The organism is Streptococcus sp. 27098_8_91 (assembly GCF_041432385.1).
Taxonomy (GTDB): Bacteria; Bacillota; Bacilli; order Lactobacillales; family Streptococcaceae; genus Streptococcus.
In genome coordinates, this window is record NZ_JAPVZN010000001.1 from 368,283 (window position 1) to 386,174 (window position 17,892).

Consider the following 17,892-nt stretch of genomic DNA (forward strand, 5'->3'; position numbering starts at 1 on the left):
TTTACCTATTTGGATAAGCTTATTTTGAGATTTAAATATATTTTCTAATAAAAATATTTGGATCACACACATTATAGGAATTAAATTTTTTGAAATTGAGAAGTACCCAAACAAATAGACTATAAATAATAAAAATAAAACTATATTGTATTTCTTATTCAAAACAGTTATCACCAATTACCTTAATTCCCAAAATAGTAGACCCCATGTCAACTACAGCATTTTCAAATTTTGTAGCTGAAGCCACCTCATTAGCATGAACAACTGAAACACCTTCTGTAAGTGCTATATTCAATATTACTGTACTAAGTAATGCAACACTCACCATTTTAATTTTTTATTCCTAATCAAAAATCCTCCTCTCTATATTTTTTTGATTAGGAATCTTAATAATTTACAGTTATATTATAATAAAAATCAAAGCGTTATCAATGCATACATCTTGTTTTTTTGAACAAAAACAGAAAAACTGTCAAACACTGTCGTTGAATTAAGAAACTCAAATACGATTCTGTATTTGAGTTTCTTTTATTTGAAAAAACAGTAAAAAGCGCTAAAAATCAAACCAGTCTGAGTTTTTCTTATGATCTTAAGTTTTTCAAAAGAGTTTGGGCTTTTTCTAAATTAAAAGTTTTTTCAGCAATCAAGCTTTCTACCAACTTAGGTACTTCAGCCTCTGTGGCTCCTGCTAGAAGAGCCAAGGATTTTGCTTGTAGTTTCATATGTCCATGCTGAATCCCTGTGCTGACAAGAGCTTTAAGAGCTGCAAAATTTTGTGCAAGACCAATTGACACGATAATTTGGGCCAATTCCTTAGCTGATGGATGACCTAGCAACTCATGGCTAAGAACTACACGAGGATTAAGACCAATTGATCCACCCTTGGTAGCAACTGGCATCGGCATGGTCATCTCTCCAATTAGTTCTTCAGTTTCCAAATCCATAGTCCAACGACTGAGACCTCGATAAGCACCATCATGACTGGCATAGGCATGCGCTCCTGCTTCGATGGCACGCCAATCATTTCCAGTCGCAATCAAGAGAGCATCTATTCCATTAAAGATTCCTTTGTTATGGGTAGCTGCTCGATAAGGATCAGCCTGGGCAAACTGACTGGCCAAAACCATTTTTTCTGCTAGTTCACGAGCCTCATCCTTCTGGCGACTCAAATAACGAAAGGCAATACGACAGGTGGCAGTTACTAGAGAATCTGTGGCATAGTTGGATAGAATCCCCATTAAACTTTGCCCTTGACTGAGAGTTTCTAGACTTGGTTTTAAAGCTTCAAGCATGGTATTGAGCATATTAGCTCCCATTGCTTCCTGAGTATCGACATGGAGGTAAACCACTAAAAAGTCAGACTCACCAGAAATTTTTTCAACTGTTAGCTCTCTCGCTCCACCACCACGTTTGACAATAGAAGGATAGGCTTGGTTTGCTTGTTCGAGTAAATCCGTTTTTTGACTTAGAATAGCCTGGCAAGCTAAGTCCCTATCTGGGACTTGATAGAGAGCCACTTGACCGATCATTTGGCGTTGGTGAACCTGAGCAGTAAAACCGCCTGCTCTTTTGATAATTTTGCTAGCAAAACTGGCTGCAGCAACTACAGATGGTTCTTCGGTCACATAGGGAACGGTATACTCCTGACCATTTACCAGAACTTCTGGAACTACTGAGTAAGGAAGCGAGAAGGTTCCTACCACATTTTCACTCAATTGGTCCGCAACTGCTAGACTGAGATTTTCATTCCGGTCAAGACTTTCTTGGGCTTCAATAGTAGTAAGCGTCTGAGACTTAACTAGCTCTAGGCGCTCTTGAATTGATTTTTTAGCAAATCCATTCCAATTCTTTTTCATTATTTTTCAACCTTGCTGTAGCGACGTTGGTGGTCTACAATCTCAACCAGAGCATAGTCTTGTCCTTCATAGCCTGACATAATTGCAGAACCAGACTCATCTAAGTTTGCTTCTTCAAAGAAGATTCGTTCATAGTCAGCAACACTCAAAGCTTGACGTTGATCTAGCAAGTCTAAGCGATTATTCTGCAATTGTTTTTCATAGCCTTCAACCAATTCCACACTAAAGAACTCAGATACAGCACCACTACCATAGCTGTAGAGGGCAATCTTATCACCTGCTTTGAGACTATCAGAATTTTCAAGAAGAGACAAGAGACCTAAGAAGAGTGAACCTGTATAGATATTTCCAACTTTTTGGCTATAAATAATAGATTCATCAAAGTGCTTTTGAAGCAAGTCCTTTTTCTCTTGAGGCAAGGATTTGTCTAGGATTTTTTTCAATCCTTTGAGAGCTAGCTTCGGATATGGCAAGTGGAAACATACAGCCTCAAAATCGTCCAAGTTACAGTCATAACGCTTTTGGTACTCTTCCCAAGTCGTTTTTAAGCTATCAAGATATTGCTGTGTTGAGTAAACCCCATTTACAAATGGTGTTGTCGAGTAATTTGGACGCCAGAAGTCCATAATATCACGAGTTTGTGCAACATTATCATTATTGAAGACCATAACACGTGGATTTTGGCTAATCAACATAGCAACACATCCTGCACCTTGAGTTGGTTCTCCAGGAGTTTCGACACCATATCTTGCAATATCACTAGCCAGCACCAAAACTTTTGATTTAGGAGAATTCTCTACATGTAACTTAGCATAGTGAAGTGCCGCAGTTGCACCATAGCAAGCTTCCTTGATTTCAAAACTACGAGCAAATGGTTGAATTCCTAGCAAACCGTGTACAAAGACAGCTGCAGCTTTACTCTGGTCAATCCCAGACTCTGTCGCTACGATAACCATGTCAATCTCTTGCTTCTCTTCTTCAGTCAGGATAGAATTACCTGCACTGGCAGCCAAGGTAACAATATCCTCTGTCAAAGGAGCAATACTCAATTCTTTTAAAAGGAGTCCTTTACTCAATTTTTCAGGATCAATTCCTCGGATTTCCGCTAAATCTTGTAATTTCAAAACGTATTGACTGGTTGCAAAACCAATCTTATCAATACCGATTGTCATATTTACCTCTATTTTTATCATTCATTGTAAAAAATCGTTCACCTCTATTTTATCACAATTGAGGTCAAATGAGCTAAAAAAGACTTGATTCACCAAATCAAGTTCATTTTTAAAACCTTATTTCATTTTTAGACTGATCCAACAAACAGAACTTTAGGGCTATAAAAAATCGAGTCTTAGCTAGCTCGATTCTTTTTGAGATAATGATACAATTTCAACAAAACCGTTCCACTTGCCATTCCAATAGAGATAACGAGAGCTAGCATCATGACTAACATGGCACTAGAAATGGCATGGCCGTAATCACCTGTAACGAAGAAGGAAGTGGTTCGATAGGACAGATAACCTGGCACTAGCGGCGCCAATATTGCCAGAGCAAAAACAACCGCTGGTGTCTTATAGAGGATACTCATAATTTGGCTGACACAAGAACCAATCACCGCAGCAATAAAGGTTGCCAAAATAACATTGGTTGGTTCCTTGAGTATCAGATAGAGTAGCCAGATAGACATTCCTAAAACTCCACCAGGGATAAGCATGGAACGCTGGACATTTAAAACGATTAAAAAGGTAATAATGGCAAGCAAACTTGCCAGAGCTTGCAATAAAAATGTTGTTAGTGTCATATTAGTTCATGAGTAAGAGGGCGACTGATGTTCCAGCCCCTAAGGCAAGGGTAATCAGCAAGGATTCAAACATCTTGCTCATACCAGAGTTGATATGGTTGGTCATAATATCTCGAACAGCATTGGTAAGGGCAATTCCAGGCACAAAGGGCATAACCGCACCTGCAATCACTAAATCCGCCGTCGATTGTAAACCAGAATAGCGCGCCCAAAATTGTGCAATCAAACCAAAGACAAGAGCTCCTGCGAAAGCAGTCATAAAAGGGATACGAATAAACTTTTCTACATAGAGAGAGCAAGTAAAAGCAAACAAGGTCGCCACTCCTGCTCCGATTGCATCGTAGACATTCCCACCGAACATGATTGAAAAGAAAGGAGCACTGAGGGTCGCTGCAGCAGTTAGTTGAACATTGGTATAGGGAGATGCCTTGGCATTTAATTCCTTTAGTTGGATAAAGGCTGTCTCCAAATCCAGCTGTCCTGATACAAGCTGCCGTGAAATCTGGTTGACATCACACACCTTCTCAATATTATAAGCAGAGGAGGTCACTCGCTTCATACGAGAGATATTTGTATTTTCAATGGAGAAAAAAATGGCGGCAGGCATGGCTAAAACATTACAATCCATAATGCCCTGTGAATGAGCAATCCGAATCATGGTATCTTCAACACGATAAATCTCAGAACCATTACGAAGTAAAATCGTTCCTGCCAGCATGATGACATCAATAACTGCATTCAGTTTTTTTGATTCTTCCATGTTTCCCTCCTTTTTCAAACTCCATTTTATTTTATCATAATTTCGGAGGAAAAAAAATCTTTGCCACAAAAACTGTGACAAAGATTATTTAGTTATCAGCGTTATGTTCGTCCACATGAGTTTGCGTAGACGAAGATGGTGTCGATGGACTTTGAGATGGCACCGTATTGTCCGTTCTGTTAGTATTACGTTGGCTCGAAGATGGAACCGAAGAAGATGATGGTGGGGTTTTTGGTTTATAAATAGAAATCTTTATACGTGTCGTACTTAGATCAACTTTCGCACCTAGTTTTGGACTTTGATCGACAACAGTTCCTTCAGCAGTACCCTCAGGTGCTGTCGAAACCTCTACTACTTCGATATTAGCTTCCTTGACACCAACAATTTGAATTAAGTTATTCTTTGTAAATTCAAGACTTGAGCCAATATAACTTGGCATGGTCACTGTTGTCACCTTTTTAGCAACAGTCAAAACGATAGAAGTTGCCTTGGTAAGATCATAAGTCGTACCTTCTGCTAAGCTCTGTTTTAAAACCACACCTGGTTCTGATTCACTGGACTCTTCTTCTTCAATCTTAATCAGATTTTCAGGAACTTTTTTCCCTTTCAATTCTGCAATAACATCAGTAGATTTGCGTCCAATATAGTTTCCAATCTTAAATGATTGTTTACCTGAAGATATGATTAGATTAACTTTAGACCCTTCTTTGCGAGCTGAGCCAGCATCTGGATCTGTTCGGATAACCCGACCTTCCTCTACGGTATCACTAGCTTCCGTTTTTTCCTCACCAATTTCAAAATTCGCTTTTTTCAGATTTTCTTTTGCTTCAGCGACAGTTTGACCTGCAACTTTTGGAATCTCAACAGTAGCTGGTGTTCTGGATAAAATCCACACCAAAGAAGCGACAACCAGTACGAAACTTGCTAGTAGAACTAGATAACGTGCTTTAAAACGACGTTTTTTCACTGGTTTTTCCACGGATTTTTTAGCACTTGCTTCTGGACTAGCTTTAGTTGCCTGATGGCTATCTGTCTGTGGTTGCACCTTAGGAATGGAGGTCAAGGTTGTTTGAGGAACCTTTGGCAATGTCTTTGTGTCCGCCTTAGTGGCGTCATCAAAAACACGTTTAGGTTCATTTCTGCGGTTATAAGATAGACTGCTAGACAAATCAACATACATCTCTGAAACCGACTGGTATCGATCTGTAAGCTTTTTAGCAGTTGCTTTGATGACCACATTCTCCAAAGCTTGGGGAACAGATGGATTTTCAGCTATAACCGAAGGAAGTGGTTTTTGAAAATGCTGGAGGGCAATGGTTACTGCACTATCGCCATCATAAGGGATATGCCCTGTCAGCATCTCGTAGAAAATAATCCCCATGGCATAGATGTCACTCTGCACAGTTGCCTTAGAGCCACGAGCCTGCTCAGGTGACAAGTAGTGGACAGAACCCAACATAGAATTGGTCTGAGTCAGACTTGTCTCTGCAAAGGCTACAGCAATCCCAAAGTCCGTCACCTTAGCCGTTCCATCAGGAGTTAAAAGAATATTTTGAGGTTTTAAGTCACGATGGACAATACCTTTAGTGTGCGCCAAGCGCATCGCTAAGAGAATCTGACCCATGATACGGACAGCTTCTTCATTTGAGAGGGGATAGTGTTCTTTGATATAGCGCTTGAGATCAAGACCAGCTACATATTCCATAGCTAGGTACTGTTGACCGTCCTCTTCGCCGATATCCGTTATCCGAACGATATGGGGATGATCTAAGTCAGCCATTGCACGCGCTTCACGCTGAAAACGCGCAACAGCAATCGGGTCAGTCTGGTAGTTAGTCCTCAAGACCTTAACAGCTACCTCTTCCCCGTCTAAAATCAAATCCTTGGCCAGGTAGACATCTGCCATACCTCCACGGCCAATTTGTTTGATAATCCGATACCGCCCGGCAAAAATCTTGCCGATCTGGATCATAGTGCCGCCTCCTCCTTAATCGAAACAAGGGCAACTGTAATATTATCAAGCCCTCCGGCATTGTTGGCAAAGCGTACCAAAGTGGCTGCCTTATCATCAAGCGAAATATCGCTTGTCACAATATCATAGATCTCACTGCCTGAAATCATATTGGTTAGACCGTCACTATTCATGACCAGATAGTCACCTGGTTCCAAGCTGACAATTCCAAAATCAGGTTGAATTTCGTCTTTTTGTCCGATAGATTGGGTGATGATATTCTTTTGTGGATGTGCTTCAGCTTCTTCAGGTGTCAATTGACCTGCCTTGAGCAATTCATTGACCAAAGAATGATCACTTGTCAGTTGACGGTACTCTTCCCCTCGAATGAGACCGATTCTAGAATCTCCGATATGGGCATAAATTGCCTGATTTCCGATAACTGCAAGAGCTTCGAGGGTTGTCCCCATTCCCTTGTAGGCTTCATCTCGTCCTAGTTGATAAATCTTTTGATTTTCAACTTCTAGATGGTGGGCAAACCATTCGCGAACTTCATTAACGGTGTCGATCTGCGTATCAACCCAGGCAACACCTAGGTCCGTAACTGCCATCTCACTGGCAATATTTCCTGCGCGATGACCTCCCATCCCATCAGCCAAGATGATCATCGTGCGACCAGCACGATTGACAAAAAGATTGACATAGTCTTGATTATTTGTACGCTTCTGACCCACATCTGTTAATAATGAAATCTCCATTGTGTCAGTTCCTTCCTAATTGGATATCTTACGAAATTGGCTGATGAAGAATCCATCACTTCCGTATAATTCTGGAGTAATAAGGATACAGCCATCTTTTAGAATATCCTTGCATTCGTGATCTAGTTTAACCTGCTCAAACTCGGGATGACTTTCTAAAAATGCTTGAACCACTTGAAAGTTCTCTTCCGAGACAATAGTGCAGGTACTATAGGTTATTATACCACCTTTTCGTAGTGTTTGACAAACACTACCTAATATTTCCAACTGAATTTCCTGTAATGACGCGAAATCTGCTGTCTCTTTATTATATTTGATATCTGGTTTTCGACGCAATAGACCAATCCCTGAACAAGGAGCATCAACCAAAATTTTGTCAAATTGATCCTTGCCAAAAAACTCATGCACTTTTCGTGCATCCAGTTTTTGCGTTTGAACACGATCTGCTACACCTAAACGCTGAGCATTTTCTTGAATCAAAGTGAGTTTATGATCGTAGAGATCCAGTGCCGTCACCTGTCCCGTAGTTAGATAAGACGCCATATGAGCAGTCTTACCACCAGGGGCCGCACAAGCATCTAAAACCTGCTCATCTCCTTGTAGCTCTAGTGTCGGTGCAACCAACTGACTAGACTCATCCTGGATAGTAATAGCCCCTTCAGCAAACAAAGCGTGACCAGCAAAATGCCCCTGCTCCTTGACCAGACCAGCAGGAGATAAAAGAGAATCACTTGCACCAAGCAGAGCTTTAATCTGCTCTTTTCGACTCAAATCTGTCACACGGATACTGGCTTTATTCCGTTGCAAAAGACCCTCAAAAATCGCTTGCGCTCTCTCTTCACCATACTCTTCCTTGAGCTTCGAAATCAACCAAACTGGTAAAGAGTAGGCAATGGAATCACGCTTATTTTTACGCTTGATAGAGGCAATATCTGGCAAACCCTCACGCAAAATACGACGAAGAACAGCATTGACCAGTTTTTCACTGCCCTTCTTACGAAGTTTTGCAATTTCTACCGCTTCATTGACCACTGCATGGTCAGGAAGCTTATCCAAGTATTGGAGTTGGTAGGTGCTCATGAGAAGTAAAACATAGAGCCAACTGTCCAGCTTGTCTCTATCCTCAATAAAATGAGAAATGTACCACTCTAGCGTGAGTTTTCGAGCTACAGTTCCATAGACCAGCTCTGTCACCAAACCTTTGTCTGCCGCTGATAGTTGACTTCCCTTGAGGTGTTTATTTAAGGCAATATTGGAATATGCTTGATTGACAAAGACATCTTCTAGCACCTCTAAGGCTAAACTTCTAGCCGTTTCTACTTTAGTCACCAAATCGTTCTCCTACTGCCAAAGTTCGTCCCACACCGTTAAGGAAGGAAGCAATGTCCATCTTAGGTTTTCCTGCTGGTTGAACCTGTTTGAGAGATAGAGCCCCCTCTGCTGTTGCTACGATCAATTCTTTCTTGCCAATGGAGAGTATCTCACCCGGAGTCCCTTGACCTTTTACTGGCAGGGTTTCATAGATTTTGAAGCGTTCGCCCTTTAAAAAAGTATGAGCAACTGGCCATGGATTCATCCCACGGATTTGGTTAAAGAGTTGACGATTGGTCTTGTTCCAGTCCAACTTTTCTTCCTCAGGTTTGATATTTGGCGAAAATGTAACCTGGCTTGGGTCCTGTGGTTCTGGTTGAATCTCGCCAGCAATGTATGCAGGCAACGTATCCAAAAGCAGATCACGACCGACAATGGCCAATTTTTCAAACAAAGTTCCAACATTGTCCTCATCTGTAATTGGAATACTACGACGAGAAATCATATCTCCGGCATCCATTTCCTTGACCATTTCCATAATGGTTACTCCTGCCTCCTCATCACCCTGAATCAAGGCATAATGAATAGGAGCACCACCACGGTGTTTAGGAAGGAGGGAAGCATGAACATTGACAGCAAAATCCATGCTATCAAGGAGTTTACTTGGGAGAAATTGCCCAAAGGCGGCTGTTACAATCCCATCAGCGCCCAAGTTCATGATAGTTTCCATTTCTGGACTACTTGATAATTTTTCGGGTTGGTAGATAGGAAGCCCTGCTTCTTTAGCTGCTTGTTTCACTGGGGTTTGTTGGATAACTTTTTTTCGACCGACAGCACGGTCTGGCTGAGTTACAACTGCTAGAATCTCATAGCGATCGTCCGTCAAAAGCCCCTTCAAAACGGTTGCTGAAAAATCGGGAGTTCCCATAAAGATTAATTTTGTCATATCTTCTCCTTCTTATAAAAACTGTTGCGGTTCGTGGTCAATACTGAGACGAAGTTCGCTATTTTCCCGTTCTTGTGTCAAGGCCAAGACCTGGTTAAGGGTTGGACCAAGCTCATCTTCTAAACGGTATTTAATCAATATTTGGTAGTGATAGAGGTTATGAGTACGAGCGATAGGTTTTGGCGTTGGACCAAGAATTATACTAGCATCCGACAAACCTGACCGCAATATCTCCATGACTTCATAAGCACGTTTCAGAACCTCTTCTTCTTTCTTATGAGACAAGGTAATTCCAATTGTGAAATAATAAGGTGGATAACCCAACTGACGTCGGATGCCCATTTCATAGGCATAAAAGCCTTCATAGTCCTGATCCTTGGCGAAGCGAATGGCATAATGCTGAGGATTATAGGACTGAATCAAGACCTGACCTGACTTTTCAGCTCGACCTGCTCGTCCTGCTACCTGGGTCAAGAGTTGAAAGGTTCTCTCAGAAGAACGGAAGTCAGGCAGATTCAAGGCTGTATCCGCATTGAGAACACCAACCAAGGTCACATTTGGAAAATCCAAGCCCTTGGCAATCATCTGGGTTCCCAGAAGAATATCCGCTTCACCCTTGCCAAACTGCTCAAGTAAGGCTTGGTGACTACCCTTTTTGCGAGTTGTATCTACATCCATGCGCAGAATACGTGCCTCTGGAAAAAGTTCAGCTAGCTCATCGTAGGCCTTTTGAGTTCCTGTTCCATAGTAACGAATACTGCGACTCTGACAGTTTGGACAGACATGGGGAATTTCCTTAGAAAATCCACAATAATGACAATTCATAGTCTTAGTATCCATATGCAGCGTCAAGGAAATATCGCAGTTGGGACAGGTATCAACAGTCCCACATTCTCGGCACATGACAAAGCTAGAATAGCCACGGCGATTGAGCATGAGAACAACCTGCTCTTTTTTATCCAGTCGATCTTGAATTGCCTCAATCAGTGGTGGTGTAAAGTTGGACGTTTCATTTTGCCCAATATAATCACGGAAGTCAATCAGTTGCACTTCAGGAATGCTTGCTAAAGGATTGGCCCGTTGCGTCAGGCGTAGATGCTGATAAACACCCTTACCAGCACGCGCACGACTTTCTAGACTCGGTGTTGCAGAACCAAGGACTAATGCTGCTTGATTGTACTGGGCTCGTAAAAGAGCCACATCCCTAGCATGATAACGCGGATTGCTATCTTGCTTGTAGCTGGCCTCATGCTCTTCATCGATAATGATAACACCTAGATTTTTTAAAGGCGCAAAAATAGCAGACCTGGCCCCTACAACTACCTGAGCATCTCCACGCTCCACCTTGCGCCACTCATCATACTTTTCACCATTGGACAAGCCTGAGTGAAGAATGGCTACTTTATCACCGAAACGAGCAATAAAACGCTCCGTCATTTGAGGTGTGAGAGAAATCTCTGGCACTAGAACAATCGCTGTTTTTCCCATATCCAGGGCACCTTGGATAATCTGCAGATAAACCTCGGTTTTCCCACTTCCAGTGATTCCTTGTAGAAGAAAGGGAGGATATTGCTTCCCAATCGCTCCAACAACCGCCTCACAGGCTTGTTTTTGCTCTGGGTTTAACTCTAAGGCTTGATTTGACTCGATTCCTTCAAAGTAGGCGGCTGAGCGTTGAACTTCCTTTTGAAGAATCGTCAAAGCCCCCTGTTCCACAAAGAAATTGACTTGTTCCCGTGAGTAATGTTCTAACAAATCAGCTAAAGGAACTGTTTCAGGATGTACTAATAAATATTCTCGCAGTTCCAATTTCTTCTTGGCACGATTTGAGATTTCTAGCTTTTCTAACTGTTCAAGATGAACTTCAACCCAAGACTGCGTCTTAACTTTCTTCTGATCCACAGCCTGATACTCTAGCTTCAAGATCCCTTTTCGGGTCAAACGCATCATCTCAGCTTGCTTTTCTAGGTCAAGAGATGAAAATGCTAGAGACTCCTGCGAACCAAACAAACGGTCTCTATCTTTCTGACTCAAGCCTTCCAGAGGATAGAGGATCTTATCATAGCTAGAATTCAAAAATCCTGGAAGCATAGCTTTTAGAATAGAAATCTTGTATGAAAAAACTGTCTTACGTAGTTCTTCGGCCAACCAGAGTTGTTCCTCTGTTAAAACAGGAGAAAAGTCCAGCACCTCGGCAATTTCTTTTAAGTCCTCGTCTGCCACATCTGCATCAGATTGAGACTCCAACCCAAGAACAATTCCCTGAATCAAGCGATTGGCCTTCCCAAAAGGTACATGAACTCGCATGCCAACTTCCAGCATCTCTTCAAATTCCTCTGGAATCTTGTAGCTATAGGGCTGGTCTGTCTGCATCAAGGGAACATCCACAATGATTTTTGCAATAGCCATATCCTCACCTCCTTCTCTTCTTAAATCCTTTTAATTGATTGAGTATTCTTGCAATAGAAAAAATAAGATTGAGTCCCCCCAACCTTAAATTTTTTCACCTTCTTCTTTTTCTTTCGCGATTTGCTCTTTAATTTTCTTTTCTTCTTCTTCTTTCAATCGTCTTTCTTCTTCGATACGACGACGAACAGCTTCGCGTTTTCCTTCTGGATCTGGGTGGATGGTTACATTCCCTGATTCAATTTCTTCCAAGGCACGAAGAGTTGATTTTTCAGATTTGAATTCTTGAGTAGCAGGTGCTCCAGCTTCTAATTCATGAGCACGCTTTGCTTCCAAGATAACGAGTGAATATTTTGATGGTACCTTGTCAAGTAAGGTATCAATAGAGGGTTTAAGCATCATTTGTTTGTACCTGTTTTCTAAATTTTATCGAATAGTCGGAGACTTTGGTAGCATATCCTGATAATGACCAATCACGCGGTCTACACGGAAATGTTCTGCTTCAATCACACGTTTAACACGATCGGCCGCTAGAGGAACATGGTCATTTACAATAGCGTAGTCATACTCACGCATCAAAGCAATTTCTTCCTTGGCTTTTTCGATACGCTGAGCAATCACTTCTGCACTATCTGTACCTCGGCCAACGAGACGGTCTTGCAATTCTTCCAAATCTGGTGGTGTTAAAAAAATAAAGACCGCATCTGGAACTTTTTTCTTAACCTGGAGAGCTCCCTGCACTTCAATTTCAAGAAAGACATCGATTCCCTTATCAAGCGTTTCATTAACATAAGTCAGAGGAGTTCCATAATAGTTACCCACATACTCTGCATACTCTAACATTTGCCCTTGACGGATCAACTCTTCAAATTCCTCCCGTGTACGGAAGAAATAATCAACACCATCTACTTCACCTGGACGTTGTGCCCGCGTTGTCATAGATACAGAATATTGAAATTGATTTTCAGAACTCTCAAAAATTTCTCGTCTAACCGTTCCTTTTCCAACTCCTGAAGGACCTGAAAAAACGATTAGTAAGCCTCGGTCTGCCATTATGTCTCCTTTGGATAGTTTGTGAAATGACTTGAAAATTTCTGTAAGATTATATATCTAAAGCCATTTCTGCTCGCTACAATCTTTCTATCTAGTGTAACAAAAAAGCAGTAATTTTTCAACTGCTCTTTCTTATTTATTTTGCATAATCAACTGCACGAAGTTCACGAATCACGGTTACCTTGATATTTCCTGGGTAATCGAGATTGTTTTCGATTTTCTCACGAACTTTATGAGCCAAGATTGTGACCTTGTCATCTTTGATTTGACCTGGATTTACCATAATGCGGATTTCACGACCTGCTTGAAGGGCAAAGCTATTTTGAACACCTTCAAAGCTATTCGCAATTTCCTCTAAATCATGGAGACGTTTAATGTAGCTTTCGAGTGACTCACTACGAGCTCCTGGACGGGCTGCGCTTAAGGCATCCGCTGCAGCAACGATAACTGCGATCACACTTTCAGGTTCTACATCTCCGTGGTGACTTGCAATGGTGTTGATTACAACTGGATGCTCTTTGTACTTGCGAGCTAACTCGGTACCAATCTCAACGTGGCTACCTTCTACTTCACGGTCAATGGCTTTACCAATATCGTGAAGGAATCCCGCACGACGAGCAAGGGTAGCATTTTCACCAAGTTCGCTGGCCATAATACCAGCCAACTTAGCAACTTCAATCGAATGACGCAAGACATTTTGTCCGTATGAAGTACGGAACTGCAAGCGACCCATGATCTTCATCAAGTCAGGGTGAAGGTTCGGTGCACCAATTTCATAGGCTGCTGCCTCACCATATTCACGAATCTTGTTATCAATCTCTTGACGATTTTTCTCAACCAACTCTTCGATACGAGCTGGGTGGATACGTCCATCCTTAAGCAAGGTTTCCATCGTCATACGGGCAATCTCGCGACGGATAGGATCAAAACCTGACAAGGTTACCACTTCTGGAGTGTCGTCAATGATAACATCAACCCCTGTCAAACTTTCAAAGGTACGAATATTACGCCCTTCACGACCAATGATACGACCTTTCATGGTATCATCAGGCAGATGAACTGTAGAGTTGGTAGACTCAGCTACATACTCACCAGCAATTCTCTGCATGGCTTGAGACAAGATATCCTTAGCCAATTTGTCTGAACGTTCCTTAACTTCTTGCTCAGCCTCACGAATGCGACTAGCAATTTCCTTAGTCAAGTCTTCCTCTGTCTGGGCCAAGATAATGTCTTTTGCTTCCGACTGAGTCAGAGTTCCAATACGCTCTAGTTCAGCTTGCTTTTGTTTCTCAATTTCTTCTAGTTGCTCTTCACGTACATCAAGGTTTTTTGCTCTATCAGAAATACTTTGTTCTTTTTGTTCAAGTGTTTTTTCTTTGTTCGTCAAATTGTCATCTTTACGATCAAGACTGCTAGCACGTTCGGTCAAACGACTTTCGATTTGCTTGAGTTCTTGACGTTCTGATTTAAATTCAGCGTCCACTTCTTCACGGTATTTTCTGGCTTCTTCTTTGGCCTCCAATAGTGCTTCTTTTTTAAGAGACTTGCTTTCGCTCTTAGCTTCATTGAGTAATAAATCCGCTTCGCGCTCAGCTTGTCCTCGTAAATTAGTTGCTTCTTGTTCAGCATTTAAAAGCATCAGCTCTGCAGCCTCTTGTGATGATTTCATCTTGACTGAGATGCTGACATATCCAATGACTAAACCAATGATGACGGCAAAAACAACGATAACAATCGCCATAATTTCCATGTTTTTACCTCAATTTATTTGTTTATCCGAATGATATGCATTCTTATACATTCTACCATAAAAAATTATTTTTAACAAACCTTAAATAGAATATGTTTTGGGGAATTTAGCGCGTATTTTAGGATTACAATTCCTTGGTTTTTAAGGAGATAATTCAGTATCGCTATCAAAAAGTTCCACCGAATCTCTATAGCTATGGATTTTCTATTGTTGTGCCAAATAGTGTTCCACTAGATTCAAACATTTTGCTTTCAAGTCTTTGAAAATTCACTTTAGGAAATTACAGCTTATCTTCAAGATCAAATTTGTCATAAATTAACTTTTTTATTTAGTTGTATCAATTTATTTCTTAAGTATTAGTTTATCCTCATCGAGAGCTTTTAAAATATACTCATTAATCAATTTATTATCTTCTTCATTTTTTGAAAAATAAGTTTTAATATTATTGGGAGTTCTATGTTCTAGTAGACGATGGATAACATCATCACTTCTATCATGGAACCAGGTCCAATCTACTTCAGGATAAAGTCCTCGAATATCTTCTTCAATATCTTTTAAAATCTCAAAATCAGAAAAATATCCTTTTCTACTTAAGTTGTATAAATCTGATACAGACTTTTCTCTTGGGTCTGGGAAAGTTTTAACCCCCTCAACTCTTTTATCATTAATTCTTTTAATCAAATAATGGTAGATTTTATTTTGTATCTGAGGAAAATCATAGACATTATAACTCATTAAATCAATTACTTTATGGTAAATAATGTTTTCTGATTCTTCATAAACTTTTAGAGTATCTAGAATGTCATCTTTAATATCCTCTTCAAAATACTTAAATAAGTGACATATCAAGTCAGAATATTCTATGATATTTTTTATATCATCATTTTTATATTTTATTCTTAAAATATCTGTATTAAATTTTTCGAGTACTATTATTGCAGTTTCCTGATCAGTTGAGCAGTATTCTAGTAACTGTGAATAGAGTGGATACACTGAATTATATAAAGAAAAATTTTTCTCCAAAATTTCATTTAAATGTTTATTTACAATCCCAATTATCTTAGATTTCAATGAATCTTTATCAATAGCATCCATATTATCGAGGACAATTTTAATAATTCTCCTAAATTCCTCGCTCCAATTATAATACAGTATTTGATTATTTAAAATTTCTATTACTTTTTCTATGTCAATATCATCAACAAGAGGAAGAAAAGTTAGCATGTTTTTAAGCTCTCGAAGATTTTCATCTTCAGTAATTTCAAGTCTTTCTTGAAGATGGGTAATTCGATTCAACAAATAGTCTTTCGCTTCCTCAGTAACTTTTATTTTACCAAATGAATAGTTTCTAAAATATAAATTTACAACCTTAAAATCTATATTCGGAAGAATTAATTGAACATCATCCAAATCAAGATTTTTAAGCCAAGAAGATGTTCTATCGAAAATACTTGAATCAGGGTTTACATATGAATTATCATAACTGAGTAATAATATTTCTAAATATCTATTAATGATTGATTTATAAATCTTATAATGTTCAACACATAAACAATTTAATTTTAAAAAGTTACAAAGATTTTTTACTGTAAACTCCGCATTAAATAGATAATTATTAGCAGACCATCCTCCTCTTCTATAGCTTTCATGCTCTTCACGAATTTCATCAAATAATTCATTAATAGTTTCTAATTTTCTATATAAAAAATTGAAATTAAGGATTGAATCTCTAAAAAATTCTATAATCTTTTTCTCATCTCCTGTAACCGAGTTAATAATTTGTTCTGTTAATTCGCTTAATTCTCCATCATAAATTGGCTCTGCATAACTAGGTGTTTTTTCGTATCTATCAATTATTTGAATTTGCTGAAAATTAAATTCACAAACTAAGAAATTAAAATAGTCTTTCTGACGAAATGCTATATTAGCTAGTTCTCTAAATTTTGCTTTTGCTAAAGAATATTGTTTTTCTTCATACAACTTAAAAGCCTTACTTAAGAATCGATTCCCCTTTAAATCTCTAGGTTCACCAATCTCCATATCTAGAAAGCGGTTTAATAAAGATTTTTTAGATACCATATTTCGTAATTCTTCATGACCATCAATTTCAAATCTTAATTGATTATTTCCAAACCAGCAATACTCATCATCCCAGTTTAAAGCCCTTTTCTTTAAATCAGAATATCTAGAAAAATCTTTCGCATCAATAAAACTAAGTCTATCTAAAAAAGCCAGTTGATTCCATAAATCATCAGCATTATTTACAACTTGACTTCGGTTTTCTGATAGAACCTCTAAAAAATCTTTTGTCCTGCAATACAATTTGTTCTGTTTTTCGGATGTCTCCTGACCTGGATTCTCTTCATTAGAGATAATGATAATTCCTTGCTTCTTATAATAGTCTCGGATGATCATAGACGGTTCCTCGGGAGTATAAAAATAAGCATTTTTAGCATCCAATTTAAATGTATTTTGAATCATTCTAAAAATTGAATTAAAAGTCGAATCACTTAGAGAATACCCCACAAACAATAGAGTATGATTCATTATCAATGACTGGATTAAAGTAGAAATCATTGGGAAGTTCAAATGATAGTCTAAATAATCATCTTCTTTCAAAACAATATTTTTCTTACTCAAGTCACCATGCATTTTAATCAAGTATCTTTCCGAACTCGTATAAGGGATGTCTTTATCCTCAGCGACTACATTGTACTTTAACAAGCCACTATCAAATTGACTCTCCAGAAGTGAATCATAGTTTGTCGTAATAATATGTTTTGGTGCAATTTTTTCTATTAATTTATGTAACTCATTTGGTTTACTCAATCCCTTCTTAAAGAAAATTTCTTCTATCTTTTTTGTGTACTGATTTTTCCCAAAGGTATCATAATAATACTGAGCAATTCTCAGTGGACTATCTGTTTTTTCTTCTGGTATGTTCAATTCTTTTTTTAATGATTGAATCAATTCTCCCCAAGTTGGTAGATTAGAATTAGCTGATATTCCTGCACCAACAAACAAAACTAAGGAATTTTCTTTAATAGAATTCTTTATTTGAGTTATAGATAAATTATAATTTTCTTCCATATTTTAACCATCCTATCATTAGCTTGTATTACATAAATACAAATTATGCTTATAAATCTTCTTTTTTATTACATAATCTTAAACAAAAGTTTATCATGGTTTATAAATATAAAAATTTATTTGTCTTTTATATTCAATTTATGATTTTTAATATAACCAATTCTCTTCATTATACCACAAAATAAGAGTTATAAAGCGGATTCAAGGATAAAC

14 protein-coding genes are annotated in these 17,892 nt (G+C 39.0%); all 14 read right to left on the bottom strand.

Annotated features, from left to right (window positions below; genetic code table 11):
• Nucleotides 1-154: 154 nt before the first annotated feature.
• On the bottom strand, nt 155-328 hold the full coding sequence (locus O3611_RS01680; protein ID WP_371607604.1) for a hypothetical protein: 174 nt from the start codon (nt 326-328) through the stop codon (nt 155-157).
• Between the two features lie 253 nt (nt 329-581).
• Nucleotides 582-1,856, bottom strand: coding sequence for a hydroxymethylglutaryl-CoA reductase, degradative (locus O3611_RS01685; RefSeq protein WP_371607605.1), 1,275 nt, complete (start codon nt 1,854-1,856; stop codon nt 582-584).
• Nucleotides 1,856-3,028 carry a hydroxymethylglutaryl-CoA synthase gene (locus O3611_RS01690; RefSeq protein ID WP_371607606.1) on the bottom strand — a complete coding sequence of 391 codons (1,173 nt, stop codon included), beginning with the start codon at nt 3,026-3,028 and terminating at the stop codon, nt 1,856-1,858. The genes O3611_RS01685 and O3611_RS01690 overlap by 1 nt, the downstream gene beginning before the upstream one ends.
• Before the next feature lie 176 nt (nt 3,029-3,204).
• Nucleotides 3,205-3,654 carry a threonine/serine exporter family protein gene (locus O3611_RS01695; protein ID WP_049503410.1) on the bottom strand — a complete coding sequence of 150 codons (450 nt, stop codon included), beginning with the start codon at nt 3,652-3,654 and terminating at the stop codon, nt 3,205-3,207.
• Nucleotide 3,655: 1 nt separating this feature from the next.
• Nucleotides 3,656-4,414 carry a threonine/serine exporter family protein gene (locus O3611_RS01700; protein WP_075230622.1) on the bottom strand — a complete coding sequence of 253 codons (759 nt, stop codon included), beginning with the start codon at nt 4,412-4,414 and terminating at the stop codon, nt 3,656-3,658.
• An 88-nt stretch (nt 4,415-4,502) separates the two neighbouring features.
• Nucleotides 4,503-6,386, bottom strand: coding sequence for a Stk1 family PASTA domain-containing Ser/Thr kinase (gene pknB, locus O3611_RS01705; RefSeq protein ID WP_371607607.1), 1,884 nt, complete (start codon nt 6,384-6,386; stop codon nt 4,503-4,505).
• Nucleotides 6,383-7,123 carry a Stp1/IreP family PP2C-type Ser/Thr phosphatase gene (locus O3611_RS01710; protein WP_371607608.1) on the bottom strand — a complete coding sequence of 247 codons (741 nt, stop codon included), beginning with the start codon at nt 7,121-7,123 and terminating at the stop codon, nt 6,383-6,385. The genes pknB and O3611_RS01710 overlap by 4 nt, the downstream gene beginning before the upstream one ends.
• Before the next feature lie 15 nt (nt 7,124-7,138).
• On the bottom strand, nt 7,139-8,452 hold the full coding sequence (gene rsmB / locus O3611_RS01715; protein ID WP_371607609.1) for a 16S rRNA (cytosine(967)-C(5))-methyltransferase RsmB: 1,314 nt from the start codon (nt 8,450-8,452) through the stop codon (nt 7,139-7,141).
• Nucleotides 8,445-9,380 (bottom strand): methionyl-tRNA formyltransferase, encoded by a 936-nt coding sequence (gene fmt / locus O3611_RS01720; RefSeq protein ID WP_371607610.1) that lies wholly within the window; start codon nt 9,378-9,380, stop codon nt 8,445-8,447. Before fmt ends, rsmB begins: the two co-directional genes overlap by 8 nt.
• A 12-nt stretch (nt 9,381-9,392) precedes the next feature.
• Complete coding sequence (locus O3611_RS01725) at nt 9,393-11,789, bottom strand: primosomal protein N' (protein WP_371607611.1); 2,397 nt, start codon at nt 11,787-11,789, stop codon at nt 9,393-9,395.
• An 84-nt stretch (nt 11,790-11,873) separates the two neighbouring features.
• Nucleotides 11,874-12,188 (bottom strand): DNA-directed RNA polymerase subunit omega, encoded by a 315-nt coding sequence (gene rpoZ / locus O3611_RS01730; RefSeq protein WP_006146546.1) that lies wholly within the window; start codon nt 12,186-12,188, stop codon nt 11,874-11,876.
• 24 nt (nt 12,189-12,212) lie between these two features.
• Entirely contained in the window at nt 12,213-12,839 is a 627-nt protein-coding gene (gmk, locus tag O3611_RS01735; protein ID WP_248035250.1) for a guanylate kinase, read from the bottom strand.
• Between the two features lie 136 nt (nt 12,840-12,975).
• Nucleotides 12,976-14,589, bottom strand: coding sequence for a ribonuclease Y (locus O3611_RS01740; protein ID WP_371607612.1), 1,614 nt, complete (start codon nt 14,587-14,589; stop codon nt 12,976-12,978).
• A gap of 342 nt (nt 14,590-14,931) precedes the next feature.
• Entirely contained in the window at nt 14,932-17,679 is a 2,748-nt protein-coding gene (locus O3611_RS01745) for an SIR2 family protein (protein ID WP_371607613.1), read from the bottom strand.
• Nucleotides 17,680-17,892: the final 213 nt, after the last annotated feature.